The 23987-nt window shown below is 64.3% G+C and carries 27 protein-coding genes and 1 pseudogene; 15 read left to right on the forward strand and 13 right to left on the reverse strand.

From position 1 onward, the window contains the following. Window positions 1–11: 11 nt before the first annotated feature. From art_RS02325 to art_RS02345, 6 genes are all read right to left on the reverse strand, one after another. On the reverse strand, window positions 12–1085 hold the full coding sequence (locus art_RS02325; protein WP_216699577.1) for an alkene reductase: 1074 nt from the start codon (window positions 1083–1085) through the stop codon (window positions 12–14). Window positions 1086–1330: 245 nt separating this feature from the next. Then, window positions 1331–2017 (reverse strand): NTP transferase domain-containing protein, encoded by a 687-nt coding sequence (locus tag art_RS02330; RefSeq protein WP_052135919.1) that lies wholly within the window; start codon window positions 2015–2017, stop codon window positions 1331–1333. Window positions 2018–2036: 19 nt separating this feature from the next. Then, window positions 2037–2459 (reverse strand): alternative ribosome rescue aminoacyl-tRNA hydrolase ArfB, encoded by a 423-nt coding sequence (gene arfB, locus art_RS02335; protein WP_038462237.1) that lies wholly within the window; start codon window positions 2457–2459, stop codon window positions 2037–2039. 75 nt (window positions 2460–2534) lie between these two features. Then, the gene (locus tag art_RS02340; protein WP_301537960.1) at window positions 2535–3017 is read right to left on the reverse strand and encodes a dihydrofolate reductase family protein; all 483 of its coding nucleotides are present in this window, start codon (window positions 3015–3017) and stop codon (window positions 2535–2537) included. Beyond that, a complete protein-coding gene (locus art_RS23110) occupies window positions 3018–3143 on the reverse strand; it encodes a hypothetical protein (protein ID WP_301537949.1) in 126 nt (41 codons plus the stop codon). Between the two features lie 37 nt (window positions 3144–3180). Then, a complete protein-coding gene (locus art_RS02345) occupies window positions 3181–3552 on the reverse strand; it encodes a VOC family protein (RefSeq protein ID WP_038462238.1) in 372 nt (123 codons plus the stop codon). 490 nt (window positions 3553–4042) lie between these two features. Between art_RS02345 and art_RS02350 the strand changes: the two genes are divergently transcribed. Beyond that, window positions 4043–4624 carry an antibiotic biosynthesis monooxygenase gene (locus tag art_RS02350; RefSeq protein ID WP_038468358.1) on the forward strand — a complete coding sequence of 194 codons (582 nt, stop codon included), beginning with the start codon at window positions 4043–4045 and terminating at the stop codon, window positions 4622–4624. Window positions 4625–4727: 103 nt separating this feature from the next. Here the strand turns inward: art_RS02350 and art_RS02355 are convergent, their stop codons facing one another. Both art_RS02355 and art_RS02360 read right to left on the reverse strand, forming a co-directional pair. Further along, the gene (locus art_RS02355; RefSeq protein WP_038462240.1) at window positions 4728–6953 is read right to left on the reverse strand and encodes a glycoside hydrolase family 3 C-terminal domain-containing protein; all 2226 of its coding nucleotides are present in this window, start codon (window positions 6951–6953) and stop codon (window positions 4728–4730) included. A 275-nt stretch (window positions 6954–7228) separates the two neighbouring features. Next, complete coding sequence (locus tag art_RS02360; protein ID WP_173425215.1) at window positions 7229–7810, reverse strand: TetR/AcrR family transcriptional regulator; 582 nt, start codon at window positions 7808–7810, stop codon at window positions 7229–7231. Window positions 7811–7948: 138 nt separating this feature from the next. On the opposite strand from art_RS02360, the pseudogene art_RS02365 reads away from it, so the two are divergent. After that, window positions 7949–9397: pseudogene (locus art_RS02365) on the forward strand (carboxylesterase/lipase family protein). A 224-nt stretch (window positions 9398–9621) separates the two neighbouring features. Continuing rightward, window positions 9622–10044, forward strand: a complete 423-nt coding sequence (locus art_RS02370; protein ID WP_052135921.1) for a hypothetical protein — start codon at window positions 9622–9624, stop codon at window positions 10042–10044. Window positions 10045–10051: 7 nt separating this feature from the next. Here art_RS02370 and art_RS22470 read toward each other — a convergent pair whose 3' ends face one another. The 4 genes from art_RS22470 to art_RS02385 form a co-directional block, all read right to left on the reverse strand. Further along, window positions 10052–10189 (reverse strand): hypothetical protein, encoded by a 138-nt coding sequence (locus tag art_RS22470; protein WP_162182023.1) that lies wholly within the window; start codon window positions 10187–10189, stop codon window positions 10052–10054. Between the two features lie 58 nt (window positions 10190–10247). Beyond that, the gene (locus tag art_RS02375; protein WP_038462242.1) at window positions 10248–10706 is read right to left on the reverse strand and encodes a hypothetical protein; all 459 of its coding nucleotides are present in this window, start codon (window positions 10704–10706) and stop codon (window positions 10248–10250) included. Between the two features lie 222 nt (window positions 10707–10928). After that, a complete protein-coding gene (locus art_RS02380) occupies window positions 10929–11183 on the reverse strand; it encodes a hypothetical protein (protein WP_157875104.1) in 255 nt (84 codons plus the stop codon). 43 nt (window positions 11184–11226) lie between these two features. Then, window positions 11227–11805 carry a TetR/AcrR family transcriptional regulator gene (locus art_RS02385; protein WP_038462244.1) on the reverse strand — a complete coding sequence of 193 codons (579 nt, stop codon included), beginning with the start codon at window positions 11803–11805 and terminating at the stop codon, window positions 11227–11229. Between the two features lie 127 nt (window positions 11806–11932). Here art_RS02385 and art_RS02390 point away from each other — a divergent pair, with 127 nt between their 5' ends. From art_RS02390 to art_RS02440, 11 genes are all read left to right on the forward strand, one after another. Continuing rightward, the gene (locus art_RS02390; protein WP_038462246.1) at window positions 11933–12967 is read left to right on the forward strand and encodes an NADP-dependent oxidoreductase; all 1035 of its coding nucleotides are present in this window, start codon (window positions 11933–11935) and stop codon (window positions 12965–12967) included. A gap of 337 nt (window positions 12968–13304) precedes the next feature. Next, entirely contained in the window at window positions 13305–13607 is a 303-nt protein-coding gene (locus art_RS02395) for an urease subunit gamma (protein WP_038462247.1), read from the forward strand. 32 nt (window positions 13608–13639) lie between these two features. Next, window positions 13640–14005, forward strand: coding sequence for an urease subunit beta (locus art_RS02400; protein ID WP_052135922.1), 366 nt, complete (start codon window positions 13640–13642; stop codon window positions 14003–14005). Next, window positions 14002–15714: an urease subunit alpha gene (gene ureC, locus art_RS02405; RefSeq protein WP_038462248.1), complete on the forward strand. Its 1713-nt coding sequence runs from the start codon at window positions 14002–14004 to the stop codon at window positions 15712–15714. The genes art_RS02400 and ureC overlap by 4 nt, the downstream gene beginning before the upstream one ends. Before the next feature lie 11 nt (window positions 15715–15725). After that, the gene (ureE, locus tag art_RS02410; protein ID WP_038462249.1) at window positions 15726–16220 is read left to right on the forward strand and encodes an urease accessory protein UreE; all 495 of its coding nucleotides are present in this window, start codon (window positions 15726–15728) and stop codon (window positions 16218–16220) included. A gap of 1 nt (window position 16221) precedes the next feature. Continuing rightward, a complete protein-coding gene (locus art_RS02415; RefSeq protein WP_038462252.1) occupies window positions 16222–16908 on the forward strand; it encodes an urease accessory protein UreF in 687 nt (228 codons plus the stop codon). A 126-nt stretch (window positions 16909–17034) separates the two neighbouring features. Next, window positions 17035–17649 (forward strand): urease accessory protein UreG, encoded by a 615-nt coding sequence (gene ureG, locus art_RS02420; protein ID WP_038462254.1) that lies wholly within the window; start codon window positions 17035–17037, stop codon window positions 17647–17649. A gap of 8 nt (window positions 17650–17657) precedes the next feature. Next, complete coding sequence (locus tag art_RS02425; RefSeq protein ID WP_367643755.1) at window positions 17658–18530, forward strand: urease accessory protein UreD; 873 nt, start codon at window positions 17658–17660, stop codon at window positions 18528–18530. After that, a complete protein-coding gene (locus tag art_RS02430) occupies window positions 18530–19588 on the forward strand; it encodes a HoxN/HupN/NixA family nickel/cobalt transporter (RefSeq protein ID WP_038462255.1) in 1059 nt (352 codons plus the stop codon). Before art_RS02425 ends, art_RS02430 begins: the two co-directional genes overlap by 1 nt. Window positions 19589–19759: 171 nt before the next feature. Then, window positions 19760–20134, forward strand: coding sequence for a PASTA domain-containing protein (locus art_RS02435; RefSeq protein WP_157875105.1), 375 nt, complete (start codon window positions 19760–19762; stop codon window positions 20132–20134). Between the two features lie 394 nt (window positions 20135–20528). Beyond that, window positions 20529–21476, forward strand: a complete 948-nt coding sequence (locus art_RS02440) for a MerR family transcriptional regulator (protein WP_038462257.1) — start codon at window positions 20529–20531, stop codon at window positions 21474–21476. 28 nt (window positions 21477–21504) lie between these two features. On the opposite strand, the gene art_RS02445 is transcribed toward art_RS02440, so the two are convergent. Beyond that, complete coding sequence (locus tag art_RS02445) at window positions 21505–22434, reverse strand: patatin-like phospholipase family protein (protein ID WP_038462258.1); 930 nt, start codon at window positions 22432–22434, stop codon at window positions 21505–21507. 261 nt (window positions 22435–22695) lie between these two features. On the opposite strand from art_RS02445, the gene art_RS02450 reads away from it, so the two are divergent. Beyond that, entirely contained in the window at window positions 22696–23811 is a 1116-nt protein-coding gene (locus art_RS02450; RefSeq protein ID WP_038462261.1) for an NADH:flavin oxidoreductase/NADH oxidase, read from the forward strand. Window positions 23812–23987 lie beyond the last annotated feature (176 nt).

The raw sequence follows: 23987 nt of genomic DNA on the forward strand, positions 1-23987 counted from the left end.
GTCCGCTGGTGCTAGTTGGCCCAGAACGGGTAGTCCGTGTAGCCGGCGGCGCCCTCGGTGTAGAACGTGCGATGGTCCGGTTCGTTCAACGGAAGATCCTCGGCCCAGCGGCGGACCAGGTCAGGATTGGCCAGGGCAGGCCGGCCCACCACGACGGCGTCCGCCCAGTCAGCGGTGGACCGGGCATCGGCAAGGGTTGTGACAGTTTCAAAGCCGGTATTCAGCAACACCGGGCCGCCGAAGCGGGTGCGCAGTGTTTGGACCAGATGACCCGAGGGATCCTTGTGCAATATGCTCAGGCCCGCCAGACCCAGGGATGCGATGCCGGCCACCAGCGCAGTGTAGGTGGCCTCGGTTTCGGCAGGGTCGGTTTCCAGGGCACCTTGGACGTTGTGCTCGGGGGAGATGCGCAGCCATGTCTTGCCGGCGCCGATGGCCTCCGCCACCGCCGTGACGGTCTCGATGACGAAGCGGGCACGGTTTGACGCGCTGCCGCCATAGTCGTCGCTACGCTGGTTGGCGGACGGGGCCAGGAACTCGTGGAGGAGATACCCGTTGGCGCCGTGGAGTTCCACACCGTCAAAGCCGGCGGCCATGGCATTTTGGGAACCCTGGACGAACTCGTCGACGACGCCGGCCAAATCTGCCGGTTCCAGCGCGTGTGGCACGGGGTAGGGCGCCTTGCCTTCATAGGTGCGGGTCACGCCGTCGATTGCGATAGCGCTGGGGGCGACCACAGTCCGCCCGCCGTTGGTGTCGGGGTGGGTGACCCGGCCCGAGTGCATGACCTGGGCGATGATGCGGCCGCCGTCGGCGTGCACGGCGTCGGTGACCCGCCTCCAGCCCTCGATCTGTGCATCCGTCACCAGGCCTGGCTGGCGGACGAACGCCTGCCCGGCGAAACTGGGGTAGACGCCCTCGCTGGTCAACAGGCCCATGGAGGCGCGCTGGCGGTAATACTCGACAACGAGCTCCCCGGGCACTCCGTCGCGGCCGGAACGGGACCGGGTGAGCGGTGCCATGACCAGCCGGTTGGGAAGTACGAGATCGCCGAGCATGACGGGTGAAAACAGGTTCAAGGACATCTCCAGGGGTTTGGTTGGGGTGTACCTTCGCGACAACCCCCGACGCCCCGGGCCTTATTCCTGAAGGTGATGTTCCTCCTGTTAAAGTACGACGACGGGAGGCCACCTTCCACGGTCGGGCGCCCGTCACCCTGGGGCAGTGCCACTGCCGAGGTGTGAGATCGCGCCCTGTACGAGGCACGAGCACAGGGCGCGATCTCACACCTCGGCGGGGTGGGTGATGGGTGGGTGAAGGGTAGGAGCAGTCAGGTTGGCTCGGGGCAGTTCGGCTCGGGGTCAGGGTTTTTGAGCAGGTGCAGATCTTCCGGGGTGTCGATGTCGGCGCCATCGGTGAAGCGGCTGAAGTCCACCAGGGACACGATGTCCGGATGGGCCGCGAGGTAGGAGCGGGCGCCTGAATCGCCTGATGCCATGGCGGCGGCCCGGGATGCATGTTCCGGCGAAAACAACACTGGATGGCCTCGCCGCAAAGCCCCGCGGTCCGTCCCCTTTGGATCCGTCTCACATGGGTCGGCGCCGCCTAGGCCCGCCACTCCATGGCCGGAGCGGTACCCGGCCGCCGTGATCCGCCCGGGCCTGTGGCGGGCAAGCAGGATTTCTATGATTCCGAAGTTCATGCCCGGCTGGTCCACGAGCGCCACCAGGACGGGTCCGTCACCGGCCGCGGCGATCCCGGCGGCAAAGGAGGTTCCCATGCCCTCTTCCCAACGAGGGTTGAAGACAACACGGCAGCCGGCCGGCAGGGGAGTGGCGCGCACGTCAGCGGCGCCCGCGCCGATCACCACGACCACCTCGGTGCAGCCCCCGCGCAACAGTTCGCCCGCCGCATGGGCAACAAGTGTGGTGCCACGAAACGGCAGCAGCGCCTTGGGCCCGAGCCCCAGCCGGGACCCGGCACCCGCCGCCAGCAAAACCGCCGTCGTGCCTGTCATGGCTCAACAGTACCGAAAGTCAGTCCGACGGCGGCCGTTTCCGCAGTTGTTTCGTCGCCGAACGCTGCTGTTTCGCGGCCTGGTGCCGCCGCTTCGATCCGCGGGTGGGTTTGGTGGAGCGGCGCGAGGCGGGCGGCGGAGCCAAGGCCGCGGCAACGAGTGCGCCCAGTTTTTCCATGGCAATTTCGCGGTTGCGCAGTTGTGAGCGCTGTTCGTGCGCGGCCACCGTGATGACGCCGCCCGCCAGCCTGCGCCCCAGCCCGGTCAACAGCAAGGCCCGCTGCTCATCGGAAAGCACCTCGGATTCGGCCACGTTCCACAGCAACTCCACCCTACTGTCGGAGGTGTTCACATGCTGGCCGCCAGGCCCTGAGGAACGCGAAAACCGCCAGCCGAGCTCCGCCGCGGGAATCGTCAGCGTTGGTGAAACCATCAGATCCATGACTCAAGTTTTGCACGACCGGCCAAGAGCCGCGGCCAAGCACGACGGCGATGCGCCGCCCGCCGCCGTCGTGCCTCAGTGGGAGGTGACGTCACTCACGCCGGTGTAAGTGGAGAAGGCGGGGGAGCCCGTGACCTGGTAGTTGTTGAGGGACAGGCCCCCGGGCGGGGTGCGGCAGGAGATGAGGCGCAGCCCGGCAGGAGCGCAGCCGTCAGGGAAGAGACGGCGGCCGCTGCCCACGACGACTGGGGCGATGACGAGTCGGAGTTCGTCGATCAGTTCGCCTGCGAACAGTGATTGGGCCGGTGTGGCGCTGCCATGTACTGGGATTTCTCCGCCCGGCTGCGACTTGTGCTCGGTGAGCCGCGCCCGGACGTCGCCGGACAGGATGGTGGTGGGGTACCACGAACCCTCAACCAGAGAGTTGGAGGCAACATATTTGGGCAGACTGTTCATGCGTGCCGTGAAGGGGTCGGCGGGGTCAATGATGTGCGGCCAGTCGCGGGCGAAGGCGGTGTACGTGCGGCGGCCCAGTAGCAGGGCGTCCGCGAGTGCCAGTCATGCGGCGGCGAGGTCGAGGAAGTCCTGGTCCATGTGCGGGACGAACCAACCGCCACATGTAACGCCGCCGCTGGTGTCCTCTTCGGGCGAGCCCGGGCCCTGGCAGACTCCGTCCAAGCTCACGAATTCAGTCAATGTCAGCTTCATGGTTATGCCCCGGTCAGACGTGCTGGTCCACAATGATGGGGTTCCCGTCGGGGTCCAGCACCACGAAGCTGGCCGGGCCGGACGTGGCCTCATCGGCCTCGGTGACGAATTCCACACCGTCTGCCTTGAGTCGTTTTTGGATCTCGCGCACATCGGTAAACGGCGATACAGGTCGGGCGTCCTGGTTCCAGCCTGGATTGAACGTGAGTGAGTTCTTCTCGAACATGCCCTGGAACAGTCCGATCACGGCGTCCGCGTTCTTCATCACGAGCCAGTTCTGGGCCACATCACCAACGTGGTGGGTGAATCCGAGCTTTTCGTAAAACGCCACGGAGACCTTGAGGTCTTTGACCGTGAGGCTGACTGAGAATGCGCCGAGCTGCATGGAGTGCTCCGTCCATTGGATGACTGACTCTGATGATAGCCGTGGCATCCCCGCAGGGACATAGTTTGACCAGGAAGATCGGACGGCCCCTGGGCCCCGCTCTGGCCACTCCTTGCCTGGCGGGTGCATGATGGTGGTAGGCGGACGTCAACGTCGAAATCGTTTGCCAACCGCTTTGCAACCGGCCAAAACCACAGGAGCTGAGCCACCATGAACATGTTTGGACTCGTCATCGTCATTGCAGCGATCGTCGTCATCACGGTGATCATGGGCCTGATTGCCACCCACGGCATCTACAAGAAGCCCAGCCACTAGGTCAAGCACGACGCCGGGCACTCCCTTTGCGCTTGGGCCTCGCCAGCGCGCAGGTTGGGTGCGGCCGCCCGGCCGGGGTGTCCGTCCTGGCCACGTTGACTGAGGACGCGGCCCAGCAGCCTCCGCGCTGTCCACATGGTGGATGTCGCTTGCCAAAGTCCACTACAATTGCGCAGTGCCTAAACTTCAACCCGTCACTGTTTCCATCGCCCGCACCGTCCAGCCCGGCTACCACCGTCAATTTGCCGCGTGGGCGCATGCCGGCCAGGAGCTTGCCCGCGAATGGCCCGGCTACCTTGGCTCAGGCTGGGTTCGCAGCAGCATGGAGTCCAATGAATGGCACGTCATGTACCGCTTCTCCGACGTGGAAACGCTGCGTGCCTGGGATGAATCGCACGAGCGCAAGTGGTGGATCGACAGCAGCGGCGGACTCATGGAGATGACCCGCGTGGAGCACCGCACAGGCATCGAGGGCTGGTTTGACCAGCCGGGCGACGTCTCCATCACGGTGCCCGAGACGGTGGTGCCGCCCCGGTGGAAACAGGCAGTGGGCATCTTCCTGCCCTTCTTCCCGCTGAGCCTGCTCTCCAATATCCTCTTGAAGCCTGTGACCGAAGGCTGGCCGCTGGTGCTAGCGGTGCTGCTCAACATCTGTATCCTGACGCCGCTTATGACGTACCTCCTGCTGCCATTGAGCATGCGGCTGCTGCGTCCCTGGCTGCAACAACCGCGCAAGGTGCGCCAAAAGCGGACCTAGTCTGCCGCCGTCGTGCCTGCTGGCAAGCCGGCTGCAGTCAGGAACGGGACTGCAAACTCGATCCCTTGACAAGCCCGATCAGCGGCGCAACGGCGCAAAGGGGCTACTCCGCGTTTGCGGCCGCCAGCAGCTGGGCCAACTGCTCCGGCTCAACACCCGATCCCGGGAAGCCCATCATGCGCCCAATGGGCGCCGACTCCAGCATTTTCAGCATCGACGGATCACCTAGGATCCCGCCCGAACCATCACCACCCACGGCTGCCATGATCATGGGGCCAGCCACCGGGTGCGCCATAACTTCGCCAATGGTTGAATCAACGCTCAACGGCACGCGAATCTCGTCTCCGGCCACCTCGACGGACGCCTCGGCCCGAATGTCGCGGCTCGAGGCGCCCACGGACACCGTGTAAGGGCCGCCTTCAACAGTCCAAGCAGAAATGCGGGTGTCCCAGTACGCCAGGTCCTCGCGGCGCACCTGAACAACAACCGACGAGCTGGCGCCGACGGCCAGGTGAACCTTGGCAAAGCCCTTCAGCTCCTGCGGGGCCCGTGCAACGGACGAATCGGAAAGGCCGGTGTACACCTGCACCACGTCGGCGCCGTCCCGGCCGCCGGTGTTCGTGACAGTCAGTGAAACGGTGATCCCGGCGTCGTCCGCCACGGCGCTCATATCCGAATACTCAAAGGTGGTGTACGACAGGCCGTGCCCAAAGGGGAAGGACACCGGCATGTCGCGCGCGTCGTACCAGCGGTAGCCCACCAGCAGACCCTCGCCGTAGCGGACATGGCCGTGCTCGCCCGGGAAGTTCCCGTAGGCTGGTGTGTCCTCGAGCCGGACCGGGATGGTTTCGGCCAGCCGTCCCGCGGGATTGACGACGCCGTACAGCACCTGTGCGGTTGCCCCGCCTCCCGCCTGGCCCAGGAGCCAGCCTTCCAGGATGGCCGGGACACGCTCGGCAAAGGCTGATAGCCGCACCACACCGCCGTTGGACAGGACCACCACGGTGCGGGCGTTGACGGCCAAGACGGCTTCCAGCAGCTCGAGCTGCTGGGCAGGGAGCTCCAGGTGGTCGCGGTCAAAGCCTTCGGATTCCTGCGCGGCGGGAACGCCCAGGAACAACAGCACGGTGCCGGCGGCGGAGGCGGCAGCCACGGCTTCTGCCGTCTGTTCGGGTGTGGAGGAGCCGTCCTCGCTGTAGCCTGCAGCAAAGGGAACCTCGAGGGTGGACAGGGCGCGGATCTCATCGAGCGCATTGTCCAGCCGGGTCGGGTTGATCTGCGAACTGCCGGCACCCTGGTAACGCGGAGCCTGCGCCACATGGCCAATCACGGCAACGGAAGAATCGGGGGAGAGCGGCAGGACGCCGTCGTTCTTCAAAAGCACCATGCTGGCAGCAGCCGCCTCACGGGCCAGTGCATGGTGGGCGGCGGCGTCATACGTGGCGGAGGAATCCGCGCCGGCAACGGCCTTCTGCACCATATCCACCACTCGCACGGCGGCGGTGTCCAAAACAGTCTCGGACAGCGTACCGGCGCCGACGGCGGCCACCAGCTCGGCGTCGGTGCGGCCGCCGCTGGACGGCATCTCCAAATCAAGTCCGGCGGTCAGGGATGCAACGCGGTCCACCACGGCTCCCCAGTCGGAAACCACCAGGCCTTGGTAACCCCATTCCTCGCGCAGCACGGAGGTCAGCAGCCATGGGTCCTGGGAGGCGAACACGCCGTTGATGCGGTTGTAGGAGCACATGACGGTCCACGGCGCGGCGTCCTGGACCACGCGCTGGAAACTGCGCAGGTAGATTTCGCGCAGCGGGCGTTCATCGATGTCGGCCGAGATGCGCATGCGGTCGGTTTCCTGGTTGTTCGCGGCAAAGTGCTTCACGGAGGCGCCAACACCCTGGGACTGCAAACCGTTGACCAGGGCCGCGCCCAGCACGCCGGACAGGATCGGATCCTCCGAGAGGTACTCGAAGTTGCGCCCGCACAAGGGGGAGCGCTTGATGTTCACGCCCGGTCCGAGCAGTACGCCAACACTTTCGGCGCGCGCCTCCTCGCCCAAGGCAACGCCCACCCGGCCCAGCAGTTCGGCGTCAAAGCTTGAACCCAGCGCGACTGCTGGCGGGAAACAGGTCGCGGGAACACTGGCGTTCAGGCCCAGGTGGTCGGAGCCGCCCTGCTGCTTCCGCACGCCGTGCGGGCCGTCGGTCAGCATGATGGATGGGACGCCGGGAGCCTCCTGCGACGTCCAGAAATCCGCACCGCTGGTCAGTCCAGCCTTCTGCTCCAGGCTCAGGGACCCTACAACTTCTTCGGGCGTGGGGTTGGTCATGACGGTCCTTTGCTAGCGGTGATTGACTGTGGTGCGGCCGTCGTTGGCCGGCGCTGGCTGCGCCCACGGGTTGCCTAGGGGGGCAGTCCGCAGGCGGGCCCCATACGAATACCGTATAGCGCTCGGTTTCAAAGCGCAAGGCTCGCAAGGGTCTTGTTGACTGTGGGAGGCGCGACGGCGGACCCCGGGTTGCCGGCCTGCGGCAGCTGGGCGGGCCCGGCCTGGGTGACGCGGGCGCCGTCGGACGCGGGAAGGGCGGTGCGGTCGGCGCTGAACTACTTGCGCGTCAATGCCTCCCACAGCCGGGTGAGACCGCCGACCATGTCGATGGTGTCATCCAGCAGCCATTGGCTCTGGAGGCCGTCGCTGCTGGCGATCATGAGCATGGCGATGTCTTCGCCGTCGAGTGCCGGGGGCAAGGTGCCTGCCGCCTGCTGCGCCTCAATGCTGGTGGTGATCATGCGCCGAAAGTAAGCTGAGCGTTCCTGGAAGAAATGATGGGCGGGGTGGCTGGCGTCGGAGGCCTCGGCGGAAAATTGCGTATAGAGATGAACCAGTCCCGGGACATCGATATTGTGCCGCACCACATTCAGCAACGCCTCGATGCCAATCACTTTCCCGCTGCCCAGGCCGTAGGTCTCCGTATCGACCTCGTCACGCTTGCGCAGCACCGCAATGAAGAGGTCCTCCTTGGTGCCAAAGTAGTGCAGCAGTCCGGTTTGGCTGAGGTTGACGGCGGTGGCAAGTTCCCTGAGGGAGGTCTTGCGGTAGCCGTGTGTGGCAATCACCTCAAGGGCGGTGGTTAGAATTTCGTCGCGCTTGGCGATGCCTTTTGCGTAAGATCCTCGTGCAGCCATTGGCCAAGCATAGGCGCATCCCCTCCTTGACCGCTAAAACAGAACGGGATACCGTTTTACAAATCCGTCACAAGGAGTACCTGTGAATACTGCTGATCCGCACGCGAGCCTCGGGCACGGGCTGCGGCTGTGAGCGCCGTGACAGCTTTCGTTGAGGCACGCACGACGGCGGGACTCGTCCGGGGCGCCTGGCGGAACCAGTGCGCTGTCTTCCTGGGCATACCGTTTGCGGAACCTCCCGTGGGCCCGCTGCGGTTTGGCGCCCCGGTTCCGCATGGGCCGTGGGAGGGTGTCAGGGATGCGTTGGAAATGGGGGCCACACCGCAACGTGGAGACAATGGGAGCACGCTGATCCCGGAACCCTCTGTTGCAGGCCCGTCGACACTGAACGTCAACGTGTTCACACCGTCGCCCGGCGAAGACGCCGGATTGCCCGTCCTGGTCTAAATCCACGGCGGCGGCTTCACCTCCGGTTCCCCGGCGAGCCTCTGGTACGACGGCACCGCCTTTGCCCGCGACGGAGCCGTCACCGTGGTGATGTCCTACCGGCTGGGCTTTGAAGGATTCGGTTGGGTGGAGGGTGCCCCGCACAACCGTGGCGTCCTGGACTGGCTGCTTGCGCTGGAATGGGTGCAGCGCAACATCGCATCCTTTGGCGGCGACCCGGCGCGCGTCACGATCGCCGGGCAATCCGCCGGCGGTGGAGCGGTGCTAACCGTGCTGGGCCTGCCGAGCGCACAAAAGCTGTTCAGCGCCGTGTATTGCTCATCGGGGGTGACCGCCGACGTCACGCTGAACAGGTCGCGGGAATTTGCCAGGAAGCTGGCGGAACAGGCCGGGGTGGCGCCCACCCGCACCGGCTTTGAATCGGTCGATGAGGAAAGGCTGTTGGGGCTGCAGAAAAAGGCCGCGATGCCGCAGGGCTCACCCTTGAAAATGCTGCAGTCCCTGGCCGAGGAAGGACTCAGTCTGGGACCCGTCATGGATGGCGGGCTCATCACCCAGCCCACGATAGAGGCCATCCGCTCGGGCGTCGGAGCAGACAAGCCACTCGTCATTGGCTCCAACGACGATGAATTCTCGATGATCTTTTCCGACATGAAGAACAAGCTCAAATGGATTCCCGCCGGGTTCTTGCTGGGACGGATCGGGCTGCGCGGAACTAAACGCAGCGACTATCTGGGCGCCAATGCGGACGTCAAGGCACGTGGCACGGCCGCGATCATGGGCAGGTACCTGACGGACTCCGTCTTCCGCGCCTTCATCCCGGCACTGGTGAAAGCCCGCGGCACGGCGCCCACCTGGGTGTACCGCTTTTCCTGGCGCTCCCCGGTCCACGACTGCGCCTTCGACTGCCTTGAGGTGCCCTTTTTCTTCGACCTGCTGGATCGCGAGGGTGTGACAGAGATTGCCGGCGACGCCCCGCCGCAAAAGCTGGCCGATGAACTGCACGCCTCGGCGCTCCGCTTCCTGTCCGACGGCGACCCGGGCTGGCCCCACTCCGGCACCACAGGCACAACAAGGGTGTGGGACGTCCCGAGCCAGGAGATCGGCGACGGGTACCAGTCGGTAGCCGCCCTCCTCTAACAAAACCAACCCCAAACCCCCACCTCAGGATTGACCTGCCTCCAGCTCGTCTGCAATATGTCGCTGACTCACAGCTTGGTCGTGGAGTGCACCAAATGTGTCCCGGCATGGTGGCGGGCAGGTGCTGGAGGTGCACGGCTATGCGCGGCACGCAAACATTCTTGAGGGGTCCACCGTCGAGCTGGCATCGGTGCATCGGTGCATCGGTGCAGGCGGTGTTGGGGGTGATCCGGTCTGCTGCGCTGAAGGAGGGTCTCGCCGACACTTCAACACCGTCGCACCTGTTCATCCATTACAACCAGCGCGTCATCGAGGGCACTGTCGGTTCCGACGCCGATGCGCAGATCCAGAACGGCATCAAGTCGGTCGCCGGCTCGGGCGTCTGTGATGAAACTCTGTGGCCGTACGACATCACACGGTTCGCCGTCCATCCGCCGCCTTCCTGCTTTGCGGCTGCCAAGGACCCACGGGCCGTTACCTACTCGCGCGTGGGCCAGTCGCTCAGCCAGCTGAAGGGCTGCCTGGCGTCTGGATACCCGGCGGTTTCGGCTTCACCGTGTACGGCCGCTTCGAAAGCGTCGAGGTTGCCGGCACCGTCCCCATGCCCGGAGCCGGCGAAGCAGTTCTGGGCGGGCACTGCGTGGTAGCGGTGGGCTAGAACGATGCCTGCCAGCGCTTCACCATCCGCAACTCATGGGGAACCGGCTGGGGCACGTCAGGGTCTTTCGCCATGCCCTGCACCTGCCTGATCAGCCGGTCCCTGGCCAGCGTCTTTTGGGCGGTGAGCACCACCAGCTGATTGCCGCCACGGAAGCACGACGGCGTGCGTCACCATTGCGCCGTCGTTTCCTCAGGTGCGGGGCCCCCCTTTCCCTGCCCGGGCCCGCCACTGGCCCTTGAGCCACGCATCCCCTCCGTTGAGTGACGGGGCGAGCTGGTCAGCAATGATGATGAAGATGAGAAAGAACAGCGCGGCAAGAATTCCAGCACCAATCGCAAACTGCAGATACCACGCACCCAACAGATAAGCCGCCCAGATTGACCCGGCCCAGACGGCGGACGACAGGACGACGGTGGCCAAGCGACGGGTCCGTGCCATCGATTCCCTCGGGAAGAGGCTCAACAGCAGAATCGCCAGGCTGAAGGCGAAAGCCCCGACAGTCAACGTGGCAGGCAAAACACCCTCCCGCACAGTGGCTGCACAAATATTCCTTGCAGTTTGCTCAAGACTGCTGCCGTCCGGAGCCGTCATCCCAACCAGTTGCTGCTGGATCTTCGCTACACATTCCTCGCCCCACACTAAGTTCATGAATGAATTGTTGCACGGGTGGGGCATCATCCATGCGCCGACAATGCGACCCGCAAGCCCTTCCGCCAGCGCACCAGGAACTCCAGGCCACAGCCGGAGATTTCGCGAGCACTTTCTAAATGAGGCACGCGCCCCCTTATCGCGAGCACTGCGGATGAGGTCCGCCGATGACAGTTCCGCCGATGGTCATGGAGGTGACGGATCCACCACGCTGCAGGTGCTTTAGCATGATGTTCGGGCACTCCTTGGCGGAGGCGGGACGAAGCCCGGTGCCAGGCTGGAGGCGATCTTTTCTGCCGCAACTGCCCCGGTTTGAGCGTCCGGTGCCCCTGGGATGTCGCGGCCCGGCACAGTTGAGGCCAGCCCGCCGTTGCTTGTTCCCGACAGGATTGTCCCGGCGGAGTTGGCGCGGATCGGCAAGACGTCCTGCAGCAGGGGAGGTACGACGGCGGCCACCACCGCGGCGCGAATCCTCACCAAGGCGCCTGCCCAGGCGGGCGGGCGGGCGCTCCCGGGAGAATTAATCCTGCAGCAACGCCAGAGCCGTGTCCAGGGTGGCCACGGCCTGCGCATTGTCGATGCGGGACAAGGTCATGGCCGCAACCACCAGTGAGCTCAGCACAGTGGCCAACTGGAGACGGGCGCCGTCGTCAATCCCTGGACGGTGGGCGGCGACTCCCCGGCCGAGCGAGTTCTTCAGCTCATCCCGGTAGCCGGCGATCGCATGACTCACGGCTTCCTCATGGGAAATAGGCGCCCCCGCCGCATTGAGGAGCAGGCAGCCATTGTGCGACTGCAGGGAATCGGGCTGGGCGAGGGCGGCGCGCAGGCCGCTGAAGTAGTCGGTGATCGCCTCCGGAGCCACATCGGGGGAGTTGAGCGGCTGCAGCCGGGGGCGGATGATCTCGGCAAGATAGCTGGCCAAGGCGGCGTCGAAGAGTCCGCGCTTGCTGCCGAAGGCGTGGTAGATGCTTGAGCGGCTCAGGCTCGTGGCGCGCTCAAGGCTGGGCAGGGAGGCATCCTCATAGCCGCGTTCCCAAAACACTGCCCGTGCAGCGCGGACGACTTCGTCCGTGTCAAACGTTTGTGCGCGTCCCATGGAGCCCCTCATTTTGTGAACCAGTCAGTCCACTATATAGTGGATCATTCAATCCATAATAGGCCATGTGCACCGCAAACCGGAGCGCGGAGCCACACCACCTGCCACACCAAGGGAAGTTCACACCGTGTCCACATCAGTCAGCACCCAGATTCAGCTCGCCGCCCGACCCAGTGGCTGGCCCACTGCCGCCGATTTCGCCACCGTGAAGCTGGAGCTTGGAGAGCTCGGGCCGGGACAGGTCCGGGTCGTCAACGAGTTCATGTCGGTGGACCCCTACATGCGCGGGCGAATGAGTGACGCCAAGAGCTATGCTGCGCCATTCACACTGGGTGAGACCATGACTGGCGGGGCCATTGGCCGCGTCGTTGAATCCACGAGCGAGAATATTCCCGTTGGGTCAGTGGTGCTCCACCAGTTCGGCTGGCGGGATGTTGTCCAGGAAGACGCCGCCTGCTTCAAGGTTGTTCCCGAACTGCCCGGCGTGCCGCTGTCGGTCTACTTGGGCATGCTCGGCATGACGGGATTCACCGGCTATGTGGGCTTGACCGCGATCGCCGGCATGAGGCCCGGCGACACCGTCTTCATTTCCGGCGCTGCGGGCGCCGTTGGTACCGCGGCCGGCCAGATTGCCCGCCTGCTGGGCGCCGGCCGCGTCATCGGCTCGGCCGGAAGCGAGGAGAAGGTCGCCCTGCTGACGGAGAAGTACGGCTACGACGCCGCCTTCAACTACAAGTCCGGACCTGTGCGCGAACTGCTCGCCGCCGCCGCACCTGAGGGCATCGACGTCTTCTTCGACAACGTCGGCGGGGACCACTTGGAAGCCGCGCTTGACGTGTTCAACCCCGGCGGCCGCGCTGCCCTCTGCGGTGCCATCGCCGGCTACAACGTCACAGACCGCAAGGTGGGCCCGGACAACATGGTCAACATGATTACCCGCGGACTTTCGCTCAAGGGATTCACGCTGGGCAGCTACCTTGACCTGGCCCCGGAATTCAACGGCCACATGAGCAAATGGTTCGCGGCCGGTGAGATCGCCTTCGACGAAACGGTGGTTGATGGCATCGACAACGCCGTCGACGCGTTCCTCGGCATGATGCAGGGGGCGAACACGGGCAAGATGGTGGTCCGCACCGCTGTATTGGCTGAGCTGATCGCTTAGCCCAACCCGCCGCAACCTGGCAGGCCTGGTCCCGGGACATTCCCGGGGCCGGGCCTGTGGTGCGCTGCCCCAAGTTCCCTAGCACGTAAACGCACCAAAGGGGTCCGCCGGCCAAAGTCTGCCACAATCCACGACACAAACCCCCCTATAAACGCGTCCCCGCTTAAGTCCCGCACCCACCCGGCACACCCCCGAAAACCCGCGTAAATTCGCGAGTTATGCGCCACCGAAACGCCATGCTACTGTAACAATATTCCACGGACCTCCCGGCGTAGTCTCTTGCCGGTTGCAGATAACGGGTGGAGACTTAGATCCGTTAGCTCCTGAGGAGGAATATATGCATTTGACGCCCCGTGAGCAGGAAAAGCTCATGATAGTTGTCGCCGCCGATTTGGCCCGCCGCAGGCAAAAAAGGAACTTGAAACTCAACCACCCCGAAGCGGTCGCGATCCTCACCTATGAGTTGATCGAGGGGGCACGCGACGGCCGCACAGTTGCTGACCTGATGAGCTGGGGGAGCACCATCCTTTCCCGCTCGGATGTCATGGAAGGGGTGCCGGAGATGATCAAGGATGTTCAGGTCGAGGCAACTTTCCCCGACGGCACCAAGCTAGTCACAGTGCACAATCCCATTCGCTGACACCAGCCTTACGCGCCAAAGGAAGCCCACCCATGAAACCAGGGGAATACATTCTGCGTGATGAGCCGGTGCTCTGCAATGCCGGTTCCGAAGCCATTCAACTCTCCGTCGTCAATCGCGGGGACCGCCCCGTCCAGGTCGGCTCCCACTACCATTTTGCCGAAGTTAACGACGCCCTGGAATTCGACCGCGACGCCGCATACGGCCGCCGCCTCGACATTCCCGCGGGCACCGCCGTCCGCTTCGAACCCGGTGATCCCAAGACCGTGAACCTCATCGAACTCTCCGGCACCCGTCATGTGTACGGCTTCCGTGACCAAGTCAATGGGAAGCTCGACGGCGCAGACGCCCACCCAGGTGCCGGGCAAAACGCAACCACCGAAAAGGACGGACAATGAGCTTTGAACTGAGCCGCAAGCAGTATTCCGACCTGTACGGTCCCACCACGGGTGACGCCGTCAGACTGGCAGACACCGAACTCTTCCTCGAAATCGAACACGACCACACCAAATATGGGGAGGAAGTTGTCTACGGCGGGGGCAAGGTCATCCGCGACGGCATGGGCCAAAACGGCCAGCGCACCAGGGACGAAGACATCCCGGACACCGTCATCACGAACATCATCGTGCTGGACTACACCGGCATCTACAAGGCGGACGTCGCCCTGCGCGACGGGCACATCTTCAAGATCGGCAAGGCCGGCAACCCTGACATCTCCGACGGCGTGAACATCACCATCGGCGTCGCCACCGACGTCATTGCCGGTGAAGGCAAAATCATGACCGCCGGCGGCATCGACACCCACGTGCACTTTGTCAGCCCCGACCAGGTCCCCGTCGCCCTGGCATCCGGCGTCACCACACTGATCGGTGGCGGCACCGGCCCGTCAGACGCGAGCAAGGCAACCACCGTCAGTCCCGGAGCCTGGCACATTTCCAAGATGCTGCAGGCCGTGGACAACCTCCCCATCAACGTCGGCCTGCTCGGCAAAGGCCACGCCAGTGCCCGTGAACCCCTCGCCGAGCAGGTCCGCGCCGGCGCGATCGGATTGAAGGTCCATGAGGACTGGGGCGCAACCTACTCATCCATCGACATGTCCTTGAAAATCGCCGATGAATTCGACGTCCAGGTCGCCATCCACTCCGACACGCTCAACGAGTTCGGCTTCGTGGAGGACACCATCAAGGCCATCGACGGCCGCGTCATCCACACCTTCCACACCGAAGGCGCCGGCGGCGGCCACGCCCCGGACATCATCAAGATCGCCGCCCTGCCCAACGTGCTGCCGGCGTCGACCAACCCCACCCTGCCCTTCACCGTCAACACCATCGATGAGCACCTGGACATGCTCATGGTCTGCCACCACCTCAGCGCGGACATCCCCGAGGACGTGGCGTTCGCCGACTCCCGCATCCGCAAAGAAACCATCGCCGCCGAGGACGTCCTGCACGACCTGGGCATCTTTTCCATCACCTCCTCCGACTCCCAGGCGATGGGCCGCGTCGGCGAGGTGGTCCTGCGCACCTGGCAGGTCGCAGACGCCATGAAGCGCCAGCGGGGGAAGTACGACGACGACCCCGAGTTGGGCGACAATGCGCGGCTGAAGCGTTTTGTTGCGAAATACACGATCAACCCGGCGATTGCCCACGGCATCGGTGACTACGTTGGCAGTGTTGAGGAAGGCAAGTTTGCCGACCTGGTGCTTTGGGAGCCGGCGTTCTTCGGTGTGAAGCCGGAGATGGTGATCAAGGGCGGCCAGATGGTGATGTCCATCATGGGAGATCCCAACGGCTCCATTCCCACACCGCAGCCGCGCACGTTCCGTCACAACTTTGGCTCGCTGGGCCGGGCGGTGCATTCCTCCTCCATCACGTTCCTGTCCCAGGCCGCCATCGATGCGGGGGTTCCTGCCGAGCTGGGCCTGGCACACGAGGTGCGTCCCTGCCACGGCATCCGCAACCTGACCAAGGCCGACATGAAGCACAATGGCGAAACACCCGACATCCAGGTGGACCCGGAAACCTACGAGGTTCGTGTTGACGGCGAGGTTGTCACGGCCGAACCTTCCAGCGTGCTGCCCATGGCGCAACGCTACTTCCTGTTCTAAAAGGAGAACCATTGATTATTGAAGCCATCCTTGGCAATAAGTTTGACCCGGCGACAGCAAGCTTTGACCCGGCGGCACTTGACGGTCTGCATGAGGAACGCGTCGTGCTGCCCTTGGCCCTGCTGGTCAAGCGCATCCTGCGCGTCACCACCGACCATGGCCGAGAGCTGGGCATCCGTCTGGCCGGAGACGCCGTGGCCGACCTCCGTGACGGCGATGTCCTCCATCTTGATGACAAGGACGCCATCGTGATCTCCGTCGAGCACAGCGACGTCCTGGTGATCGCCCCGGAGTCCGTCAGGGAGATGGGCGTCGTGGCTCACAACCTCGGCAACCGGCACATGCAAGCCCAGTTCTTCGGCGAGGACAGCGAGTACCAGGCCCAGGTCATGGTGCTCGCCTACGACCACACGGTGGAGGACTACCTCAAGCACGTGGGTGTGCCGTACTCACGGCAGGAACGCGTCATGCCCGTGCCGTTCCGCCACGCAGAACACACGCACTAAGATGACGGCCGCTCCGAGTTACCTGTTGCCGCTGCTGCAGCTGAGCGATTCGGCGCTGCCCACCGGCGCGTTCAGCCACTCACTCGGCATGGAAACACACCTCGAGCGGGGCATTGTTCATGATGAGCAAAGCTTCGCGAACTGGCTGACCCAGTTCATCCGCATCCAGCTCGTCCACTCGGACGGGCTCGCGATCCGCCTCGCCTACGAGGCGGACACCCCGGCCGAACTGTTCCGCGTGGACAGGGAACTGCACGCAGCAGCCCTGCCCCGGGAGATCCGGGAGGCCGGGGTGAAGATGGGTGCGCGCATGCTCGACATCGCCGGCTCTGTCTTCCCCTGCGCGGAACTTGAGGACTATGCGACGGCGGTCGGCTCGGGGGAGTGCGCCGGCCACCCGGCCCTGGCCTTCGCCATCGCGGGCAAGAACCTGGGCGTGCCGCTGGAGGAACTGCTGAGCACGTACCTGTTTTCCACCGTCACCTCGCTGACGCAGAACGCGATCCGCGGCATTCCGCTCGGCCAAAATGCCGGCCAACGCGTCCTTGCCGCCGCACACCGGGAGGTGCGTGACGGCGTCGCACTTGTCCTGACGCTGGGACGCGAGGACTTCGGTGTTACGGCACCGGGCCTGGAAATCGCGCAAATGCAACACGAACGCCAACGCGCCCGCATGTTCATGTCATGACAAAGCCTCGATGGCGGACACCCACCTCCCGACGCGGCAGCACCTTCAGGGGTCTTTTGGGGAACGCGGCAGCATCGTCTGGGCAGCAAGACCACAGATCAAGAACTTAGACAGAAGGAGAAGCACATGAAACCGATCAAGATTGGCATTGGCGGCCCGGTTGGCGCCGGCAAGACTCAGCTCGTGGAGCGCCTCACGCGTGCCCTGGACGGACAGGTGTCGAGCGCCGCGATAACGAACGACATTTACACGATCGAGGACGCGAAGATCCTCGCCGCGAACGGCGTCCTGCCGCTGGATCGGATCATCGGCATTGAGACCGGCGGCTGCCCGCACACCGCAATCCGCGAGGACACGTCCATGAACTCGGCCGCGGTGGCGGAATTGGAAGCGCGGCACCCTGACCTGCAGGTCATTTTCATCGAGTCGGGCGGCGACAACCTTTCGGCCACGTTCAGCCCGGAATTGGTGGATTTCTCGATCTATATCATCGATGTGGCGCAGGGTGAGAAGATCCCGCGGAAGGCTGGGCAGGGCATGATCAAGTCGGATCTGTTCGTCATCAACAAGATCGATCTGGCCCCGTACGTGGGTGCGGATTTGTCCGTGATGGAGGCCGACACCCTCGAATTCCGTGGCCACAAGCCGTACTGCTTCACGAACCTGAAGACCGACGACGGCTTGGAACACGTCATCAACTGGCTCAAGCGCGACGTGCTCATGCTTGACCTGGCGAACTAGGACTTCCGTTGGTCGAGCTCGTCGAAACCCGCACCGTCGGCCGCCTCGGAACGCATGGCCAGTGGGCTGGCACGCTTTCACTCGACATCGACCGACGCGACGGCAGGTCCATCGCGGTGAAGCAGTTCCATGATGGTGCCCTGCGGATCCTGCGTCCGCACTACCTGGATGAGTCGGGGCAGGTTTGCTATGTGATCATCAACCCGGGCGGCGCGTATCTCGGTGGGGACAAGTATCTGATCGAGGTTTCGGTGGCCGACGGGGCTGACCTGCTGTTGACGACGCAGTCGGCCACGAAGGTCTACCGGACGCCGAACGACCGGGCCGAGCAGCACATCGACGTCCATCTCGGCGCCGGCGCGCGTTTGGAACTGCTGCCGGATCCGTTGATCGCCTACCGGGAGGCCAGTTACGGTCAGGTGACAACGGTGGACATGGATCCGTCGGCGTCGCTGGTCATGGCCGAGGTGGTCACGCCCGGTTGGTCCCCTGACGGTGAGCTGTTCCGGTACGACGAGATCCGCATGCGCAATGAAATTTCCATCGGCGGCAGGCTGACGGTCTTGGACAATCTGTTGATCCGTCCGGGAACCGGATCGCCCGTGGACAGCAGCGCCTTCATGGCCGAATATACGCATTTGGGCTCGCTACTGGTGATGGATGCCCGGGTTGATGGCGCACTCGTGGATGAACTCCACGCTTTGCTGGCACCCAAGAACGACGGCGGGCAGCTGGGGATCACGCTGTTGGACGGACCCGGCTTTGCCGTCCGGGCACTGTCCCACTCGACAGAGTCATTGAATGAATTGCTGGCCGCCGCCGTGGACCTGCTCCGCGCGCGGTGGTACGGCCAAGAACCACTGAACTTGAGGAAATACTAATGTCGGCCATTGCCCGCTTGGGATATCTGGAACGTGAAAAGCTTCCGGTGGCCCAACGGATGGGCGCCACGTTCCTGGCGGTGGCCCTGCTGCACCTCATTGTGGTGGGCCTGATGGTGTTCTCGCTGATGCGCGATGTGCACCCCTTGGCCATCGGCCTGGTCATCACCGCTTATCTGGCGGGAGTGAAGCACAGCTACGACTGGGACCACATCGCGGCGATTGACAACTCCAGCCGCAAGTTCGCTGCCCAGGGCCGGGGACCGGTGAGTGTTGGCTTTGCGTTCAGCATGGGGCACAGCTCGGTGGTTCTGCTTGCAGGCATCCTGGTGGTCAGCGGTGCCGGCATCATGGGTGCCGTGCTCAATGAGGGTTCGGCAGCCAACACGGCGTTGGCACTGTTCGGCGCAAGCATCTCAGCGTTGTTCCTGCTGGCGATCGGCCTGTTCAACGGCTCCGCCTTCCTGAAGGCCAACGTCTTGTTTCGGCGGGTGCGCCGGGGAGGGACCGTCCGGGATGACGAGCTGGCACCCACCGGCATGGTCGCCCGGCTCATGGACAAGCCGCTGTCCAAGGTCAAGCGCCCCCGAGACATTTACGTGCTGGGGTTCCTGTTCGGTCTGGGCTTTGACACGGCATCCACCATCGCGTTCCTGCTGCTGACGGCATCCGCCGCGCTGGCCGGAATTTCCCTTGCCGCCTTGATGGCCCTGCCGCTGGCGTTCACGGCCGCAATGACCCTGTGCGACACGGCGAACGGCATGGCCATGATGAAGATGTATCGCTCCGCCGTCATGAACCCGGCCCGCCGGATCGGTTTCAACATGGTCATCACCGGCCTGTCTGCAACGTCCGCATTGTTCATCTCCGCGCTGACCATCGCCGCGATCATGCACGATGTCCTCGGACTGACCGATCCGGTCACCACCTGGCTGGCCAACCTGGACCTCGGCCATGCCGGGCTGCTCCTGGTGGGGCTGTTCCTGGCGGTGTGGGGGATTGCGGCTCTCGGTTGGCGCAAATCCAAGCACGACGGCGTTGCTCGCCCGGCTGTCTAGCTGGCCGCGTGCGCCGGCTGCTGAAGTGACGGACGATTGGCTGTGTGATGTGGCGCATAGAATCCGCCTTCTGCGCTGTGTAATCCAAATCATGGCTTTAGGATTGATGGTTGGAAAGAAACTTGGTGGAGCATGAATTCCGCCCCGCACTTTGACGATGAGGTTAGGCCCATGAAGAAATTTATTCAGTTTTCCGTCGCTGCACTCCTGGTTGCCGGTCTCGCCGCGTGTGGCACCGATGCACCTGCAACGAGTCCGAGCGAGTCGCCCAGTGTAACGGCCACAACCACACAGGAGCAGCGTGCCGTTCCCGATGTTGTTGGCATGACGTACAAGGAAGCGTACGAAACCCTGGTTAAGGATGACTTCTTCGCCCAGCTGGTCGACAAGACCGGAGCCACGTGGGTTGAGGGCAGCCCCTGGGCTGACGCCAAGGTGGCTTCGACTGATCCCGCAGCCGGCACGATGACGGACGAGTCGTACGTCAACGTGGCACTGGAGCCGACGCAGGAAGAGTACGCCGCCCAGACGAAGGCTGCTGAGTAAACGCCGGCTGCAACATCGGAAACACCAGTCCTTCCAAGGGCGCGGCAGTGCAAATTGCCGCGGAGGGGTTGGTGTTTTTTGTGTTCAAATTCCAATTCCCGGCCAACTCTTTAGTTCTGCCCGAGTCCTGGAGCAATCACAGGATCTGGAGGCTCCGCCCGATCCCCGAAAAGCACGCATGCCCCGTCGGTGTTGCCGTGTTTCGGGATGACGCGGCGAACTAGGCCAGGTCAAGCGGCCCGTGGATAATAGTGGCGAGCCACAGGCCCTTGCCTCGGAGACGCTCCTGGGGCGTTCTTCTATGCGGTGCAAGGGACGTTGTCAGCGCCGCTGCGAAACCCGAATTTGACCCTGCCCCCGGGGGTAACGTTTAGGTTGATTGCAGGAGGTAAGAATGCTCATAGGTGAACTCGCCGCGAAATCAGCAACAACCATCAAGGCCGTCCGTTACTACGAACTGCTCGGCCTTGTCGTGCCCAAAAGGCAATGCAACGGTTACCGCCACTACTCGGACGACGACCTGCGCAAGGTCCAGGAAATCCGTGAACTCGCCCAGCATGGCATCAACCCGGCCAAGGCGAAGCCGTTCCTGGAATGCCTGGACGCCGGGCACCGCCACAGCGACGAGTGCCCGGCATCCCTGGCCGCCTACCGGGACAGCATCACCGAACTGGACCACGCCATCGCATCCCTCACCTCCCGCCGACAACTGCTGGCCGAACGGCTACAGCAGGGCGCGGCCCGGACATTCATCAAGGAGTCGAACATGACTGACTACGCAACAACCCTCCCCGACAACCTTCCCGTCCCCGAGGACGACGGCGCCGCAGCCCACCTTCCCGGCCTGACGTTGCCCTCGCTGGTCCACGAAGCAACGGACGGCCAGCAAATGGACCTGTCCAATCTCGGCCCTGGCCGGTCCATCATCTACCTGTACCCGCTCACAGGCCTGCCCGGCACCGACCTGCCTGAAGGCTGGGACTCCATTCCCGGCGCCCGCGGTTGCAGTACCGAGGCCTGCGACTTCCGCGACCATTTCGCCCAACTCCAGGCGGCCGGCGTCGAACGCGTCCATGGATTCTCCAGCCAGGATCCCGACTACCAGCGCGAGGTCACCACCCGCCTCCGCCTGCCCTTCACCATGCTCTCCGACACCGGATTCGAGCTTGCGAGGGCCCTGAACCTGCCCACTTTCGCCGCACCGGGCCATCCGCGCCTCTACTCACGCCTGACCCTGGTGGTCAGAGCCGGCGTCATCGAGCACGTGTTCTACCCGATCTTCCCGCCCAACACCCACGCGCAGCAGGTCCTCGCCTGGCTCGAGGCGCATCCCGTCGCGTGAAAATGAACCAGGGTGCCTGGCCCGACGCTCAGCCCCAGAACTCCGCCAGCTGACCGGCAACCCCCTTGCCTTGCTCGTAGCCAGCCCGAGCAGCGGCCGGTCGTGTGGACAGATCCATCATGCTGGCGCCAAACGCAGCGAGAGAGTTGCGGTCCGGAAGGATCGTTTCCACCATGCTGCCGGACATGCGCAGCTCGTCAACCTGCACGGCAAGTTGCATGCCCCATTCCAGCGGGTGGCGTGTCCTGCCACCCAATGGTGACAGCACCAGCACGCGCCCGTACCCGGCGGCCAAGTCGGCGTTCTCGCTGTTGCGCCGGTACCCGCCGTCGATGTATTGGCTGTCGCCGATTCTGTAGGCGAAGCTGCCGGCGCAGCTGGCCGCAACGGCGTCCGTGAGGGAGACTCCGCCGTCGCGGTCAAACACGACGGGTTCACCGCTATTGGCATCGACCGCAGTGAGTAGCACCCGCTGCTGCGGCCACTGCTGGCTGGACAGCCGGGATGCGACGGTGGCACGCCACCGCGCCTGCGCCGCGCCGTCTGATGATGCGCCCAGCGAGAGCGCCGATTCACCCATACGACGGCGCATCTCAGCCGGACTGGAAGAAGCAGCGATCACCTCGCCCGTCCTGCGCAAAGAGTCGGAAGCCGATCCTTGGCGCCCGCGCCCGGCGCCGGGCATGACATCAACCGGCCGTGGCAGCACGGGAGCTGCAAGGATATCGGCAAGCAGCCGCCCCGGGCTCGTTCCGGTGATTTGGGCGGTGGCTGTTGCACCGGCCGACGTGCCAATAATCAGATCGGCGCCGGTGACGTCCATGCCGGATTGAAACAAGCCGGCGATGACGCCGATCAGCCACGCATTGCCGGCCGATCCGCCGCCGCCAAGGACCAGTGCACGCGCGCAGGGGTCAGAGGGGGTGGAATGCGGGGTTGAAAAAGAATTTGTAGTCATGGGAGTCGCCTTTCGCGAATTGCCTTGTCGGGCGCTCCCGGTGACGGCTACCTTGGCCGCGAGCTCGTGGACTGCAGGGGAGCGCCCACTGTGGATACTGCGTTCATGGGTCTCACCTCCTGCCGGTTCATCACGAGTACCAAAAAATTATCACCCTGACGGCGTGGTGCGCAACGGTGTGGGTCATCGCCGCATGCGGCGCGGGAATCCACGGCCGCCTCATTGCGTTTTCATAGCTGAGACCAACAGAGGGAAACGACCATGACATCAGCACTCTTTGCACCCATCACGGTCCGCGGCACCACCGTCCGCAACCGCCTGTGGGTCACACCCATGTGCCAGTACTCCGCCGAGAAGCAGGACGGCGTACCCACCGACTGGCACCTGGTCCATCTCGGATCGCTGGCCCGCGGCGGCGCCGGCGTCGTGTTCACCGAAGCCACTGCCATAGCGCCGGAAGGCCGGATCTCCCCGCAGGACCTGGGCCTGTGGAACGATTCCCAGCGCGACGCGTTCTCCCGCATCACCGCCTTCATCCACAGCCAGGGTGCCGCCGCCGGCATCCAGCTCGCCCACGCCGGCCGCAAGGCCTCCACCTTCCGGACCTGGGATGCGCGCCAGGGCACCGTTCCCATGCACGACGGCGGATGGCCCACCATTGCGCCGAGCCCCCTCGCGTTCCCCGGTTATGACCAGCCGGTGGCGATGTCCACGGGGGATATTGGGGATGTGGTGGACGCTTTTGCTGCTGCCGCCCGCCGCGCGTCCGACGCTGGCTTTGACTTCATCGAGATCCACGCCGCACACGGCTATTTGCTCCACCAATTTCTGTCGCCACTGAGCAACAAACGCACCGATGGCTATGGCGGCAGCCTGGCGAACCGGGCCCGGATTCTGCTGGAAACCATTGCCGCCGTCAGAGTTGAGGTGGGCCCGGACATTCCTGTGCTGGTGAGGTTCTCCGCCACAGACTGGGTGGAAGGCGGCTGGACGCTCGAGGACACCGTCACAGTCGTGCGATGGGCGGCAGGGCATGGTGCCGACATGGCCGATGTTTCCTCAGGCGGCAACGTCCCGGGCACCCACATTCCGGTGGGGCCGGGTTACCAGGTTCCGTTCGCCACGGCAGTGCGCACCCAGGCAGGGGTGCCGAGCATCGCCGTCGGGCTCATTGACGATCCGAGACAGGCCGAGCATATCGTGGCAACAGGGCTGGCCGACGTCGTCATGCTGGGCCGGGCCCTTTTGCGCGATCCCAACTTCCCGCTGCGCGCCGCGGCGGCACTGGGTGTCGGCGTCGACTACGCACCGCCGCAATACCACCGGGCGCCGATCGCGAGGCGAGCACAGCCCGCACCCAGGCACGTCATGCCATGAGGGCGGTGGAAGTGCTGGCGTGAATGGAAAGCTGAGGGCCCCACAGCGCATGGCCGCGGGACCCTCAGAAATACCTAATAGGGAACCTGCCCCTGGCTCCAACTGCGGCGCCGGACAGCGCCTCCAATGAAAACGCGACGGCGGATGTTCACCTTGGCGCACATTGGCAGTTTCGA

This window comes from Arthrobacter sp. PAMC 25486 (assembly GCF_000785535.1).
Lineage (GTDB): Bacteria > Actinomycetota > Actinomycetes > Actinomycetales > Micrococcaceae > Specibacter.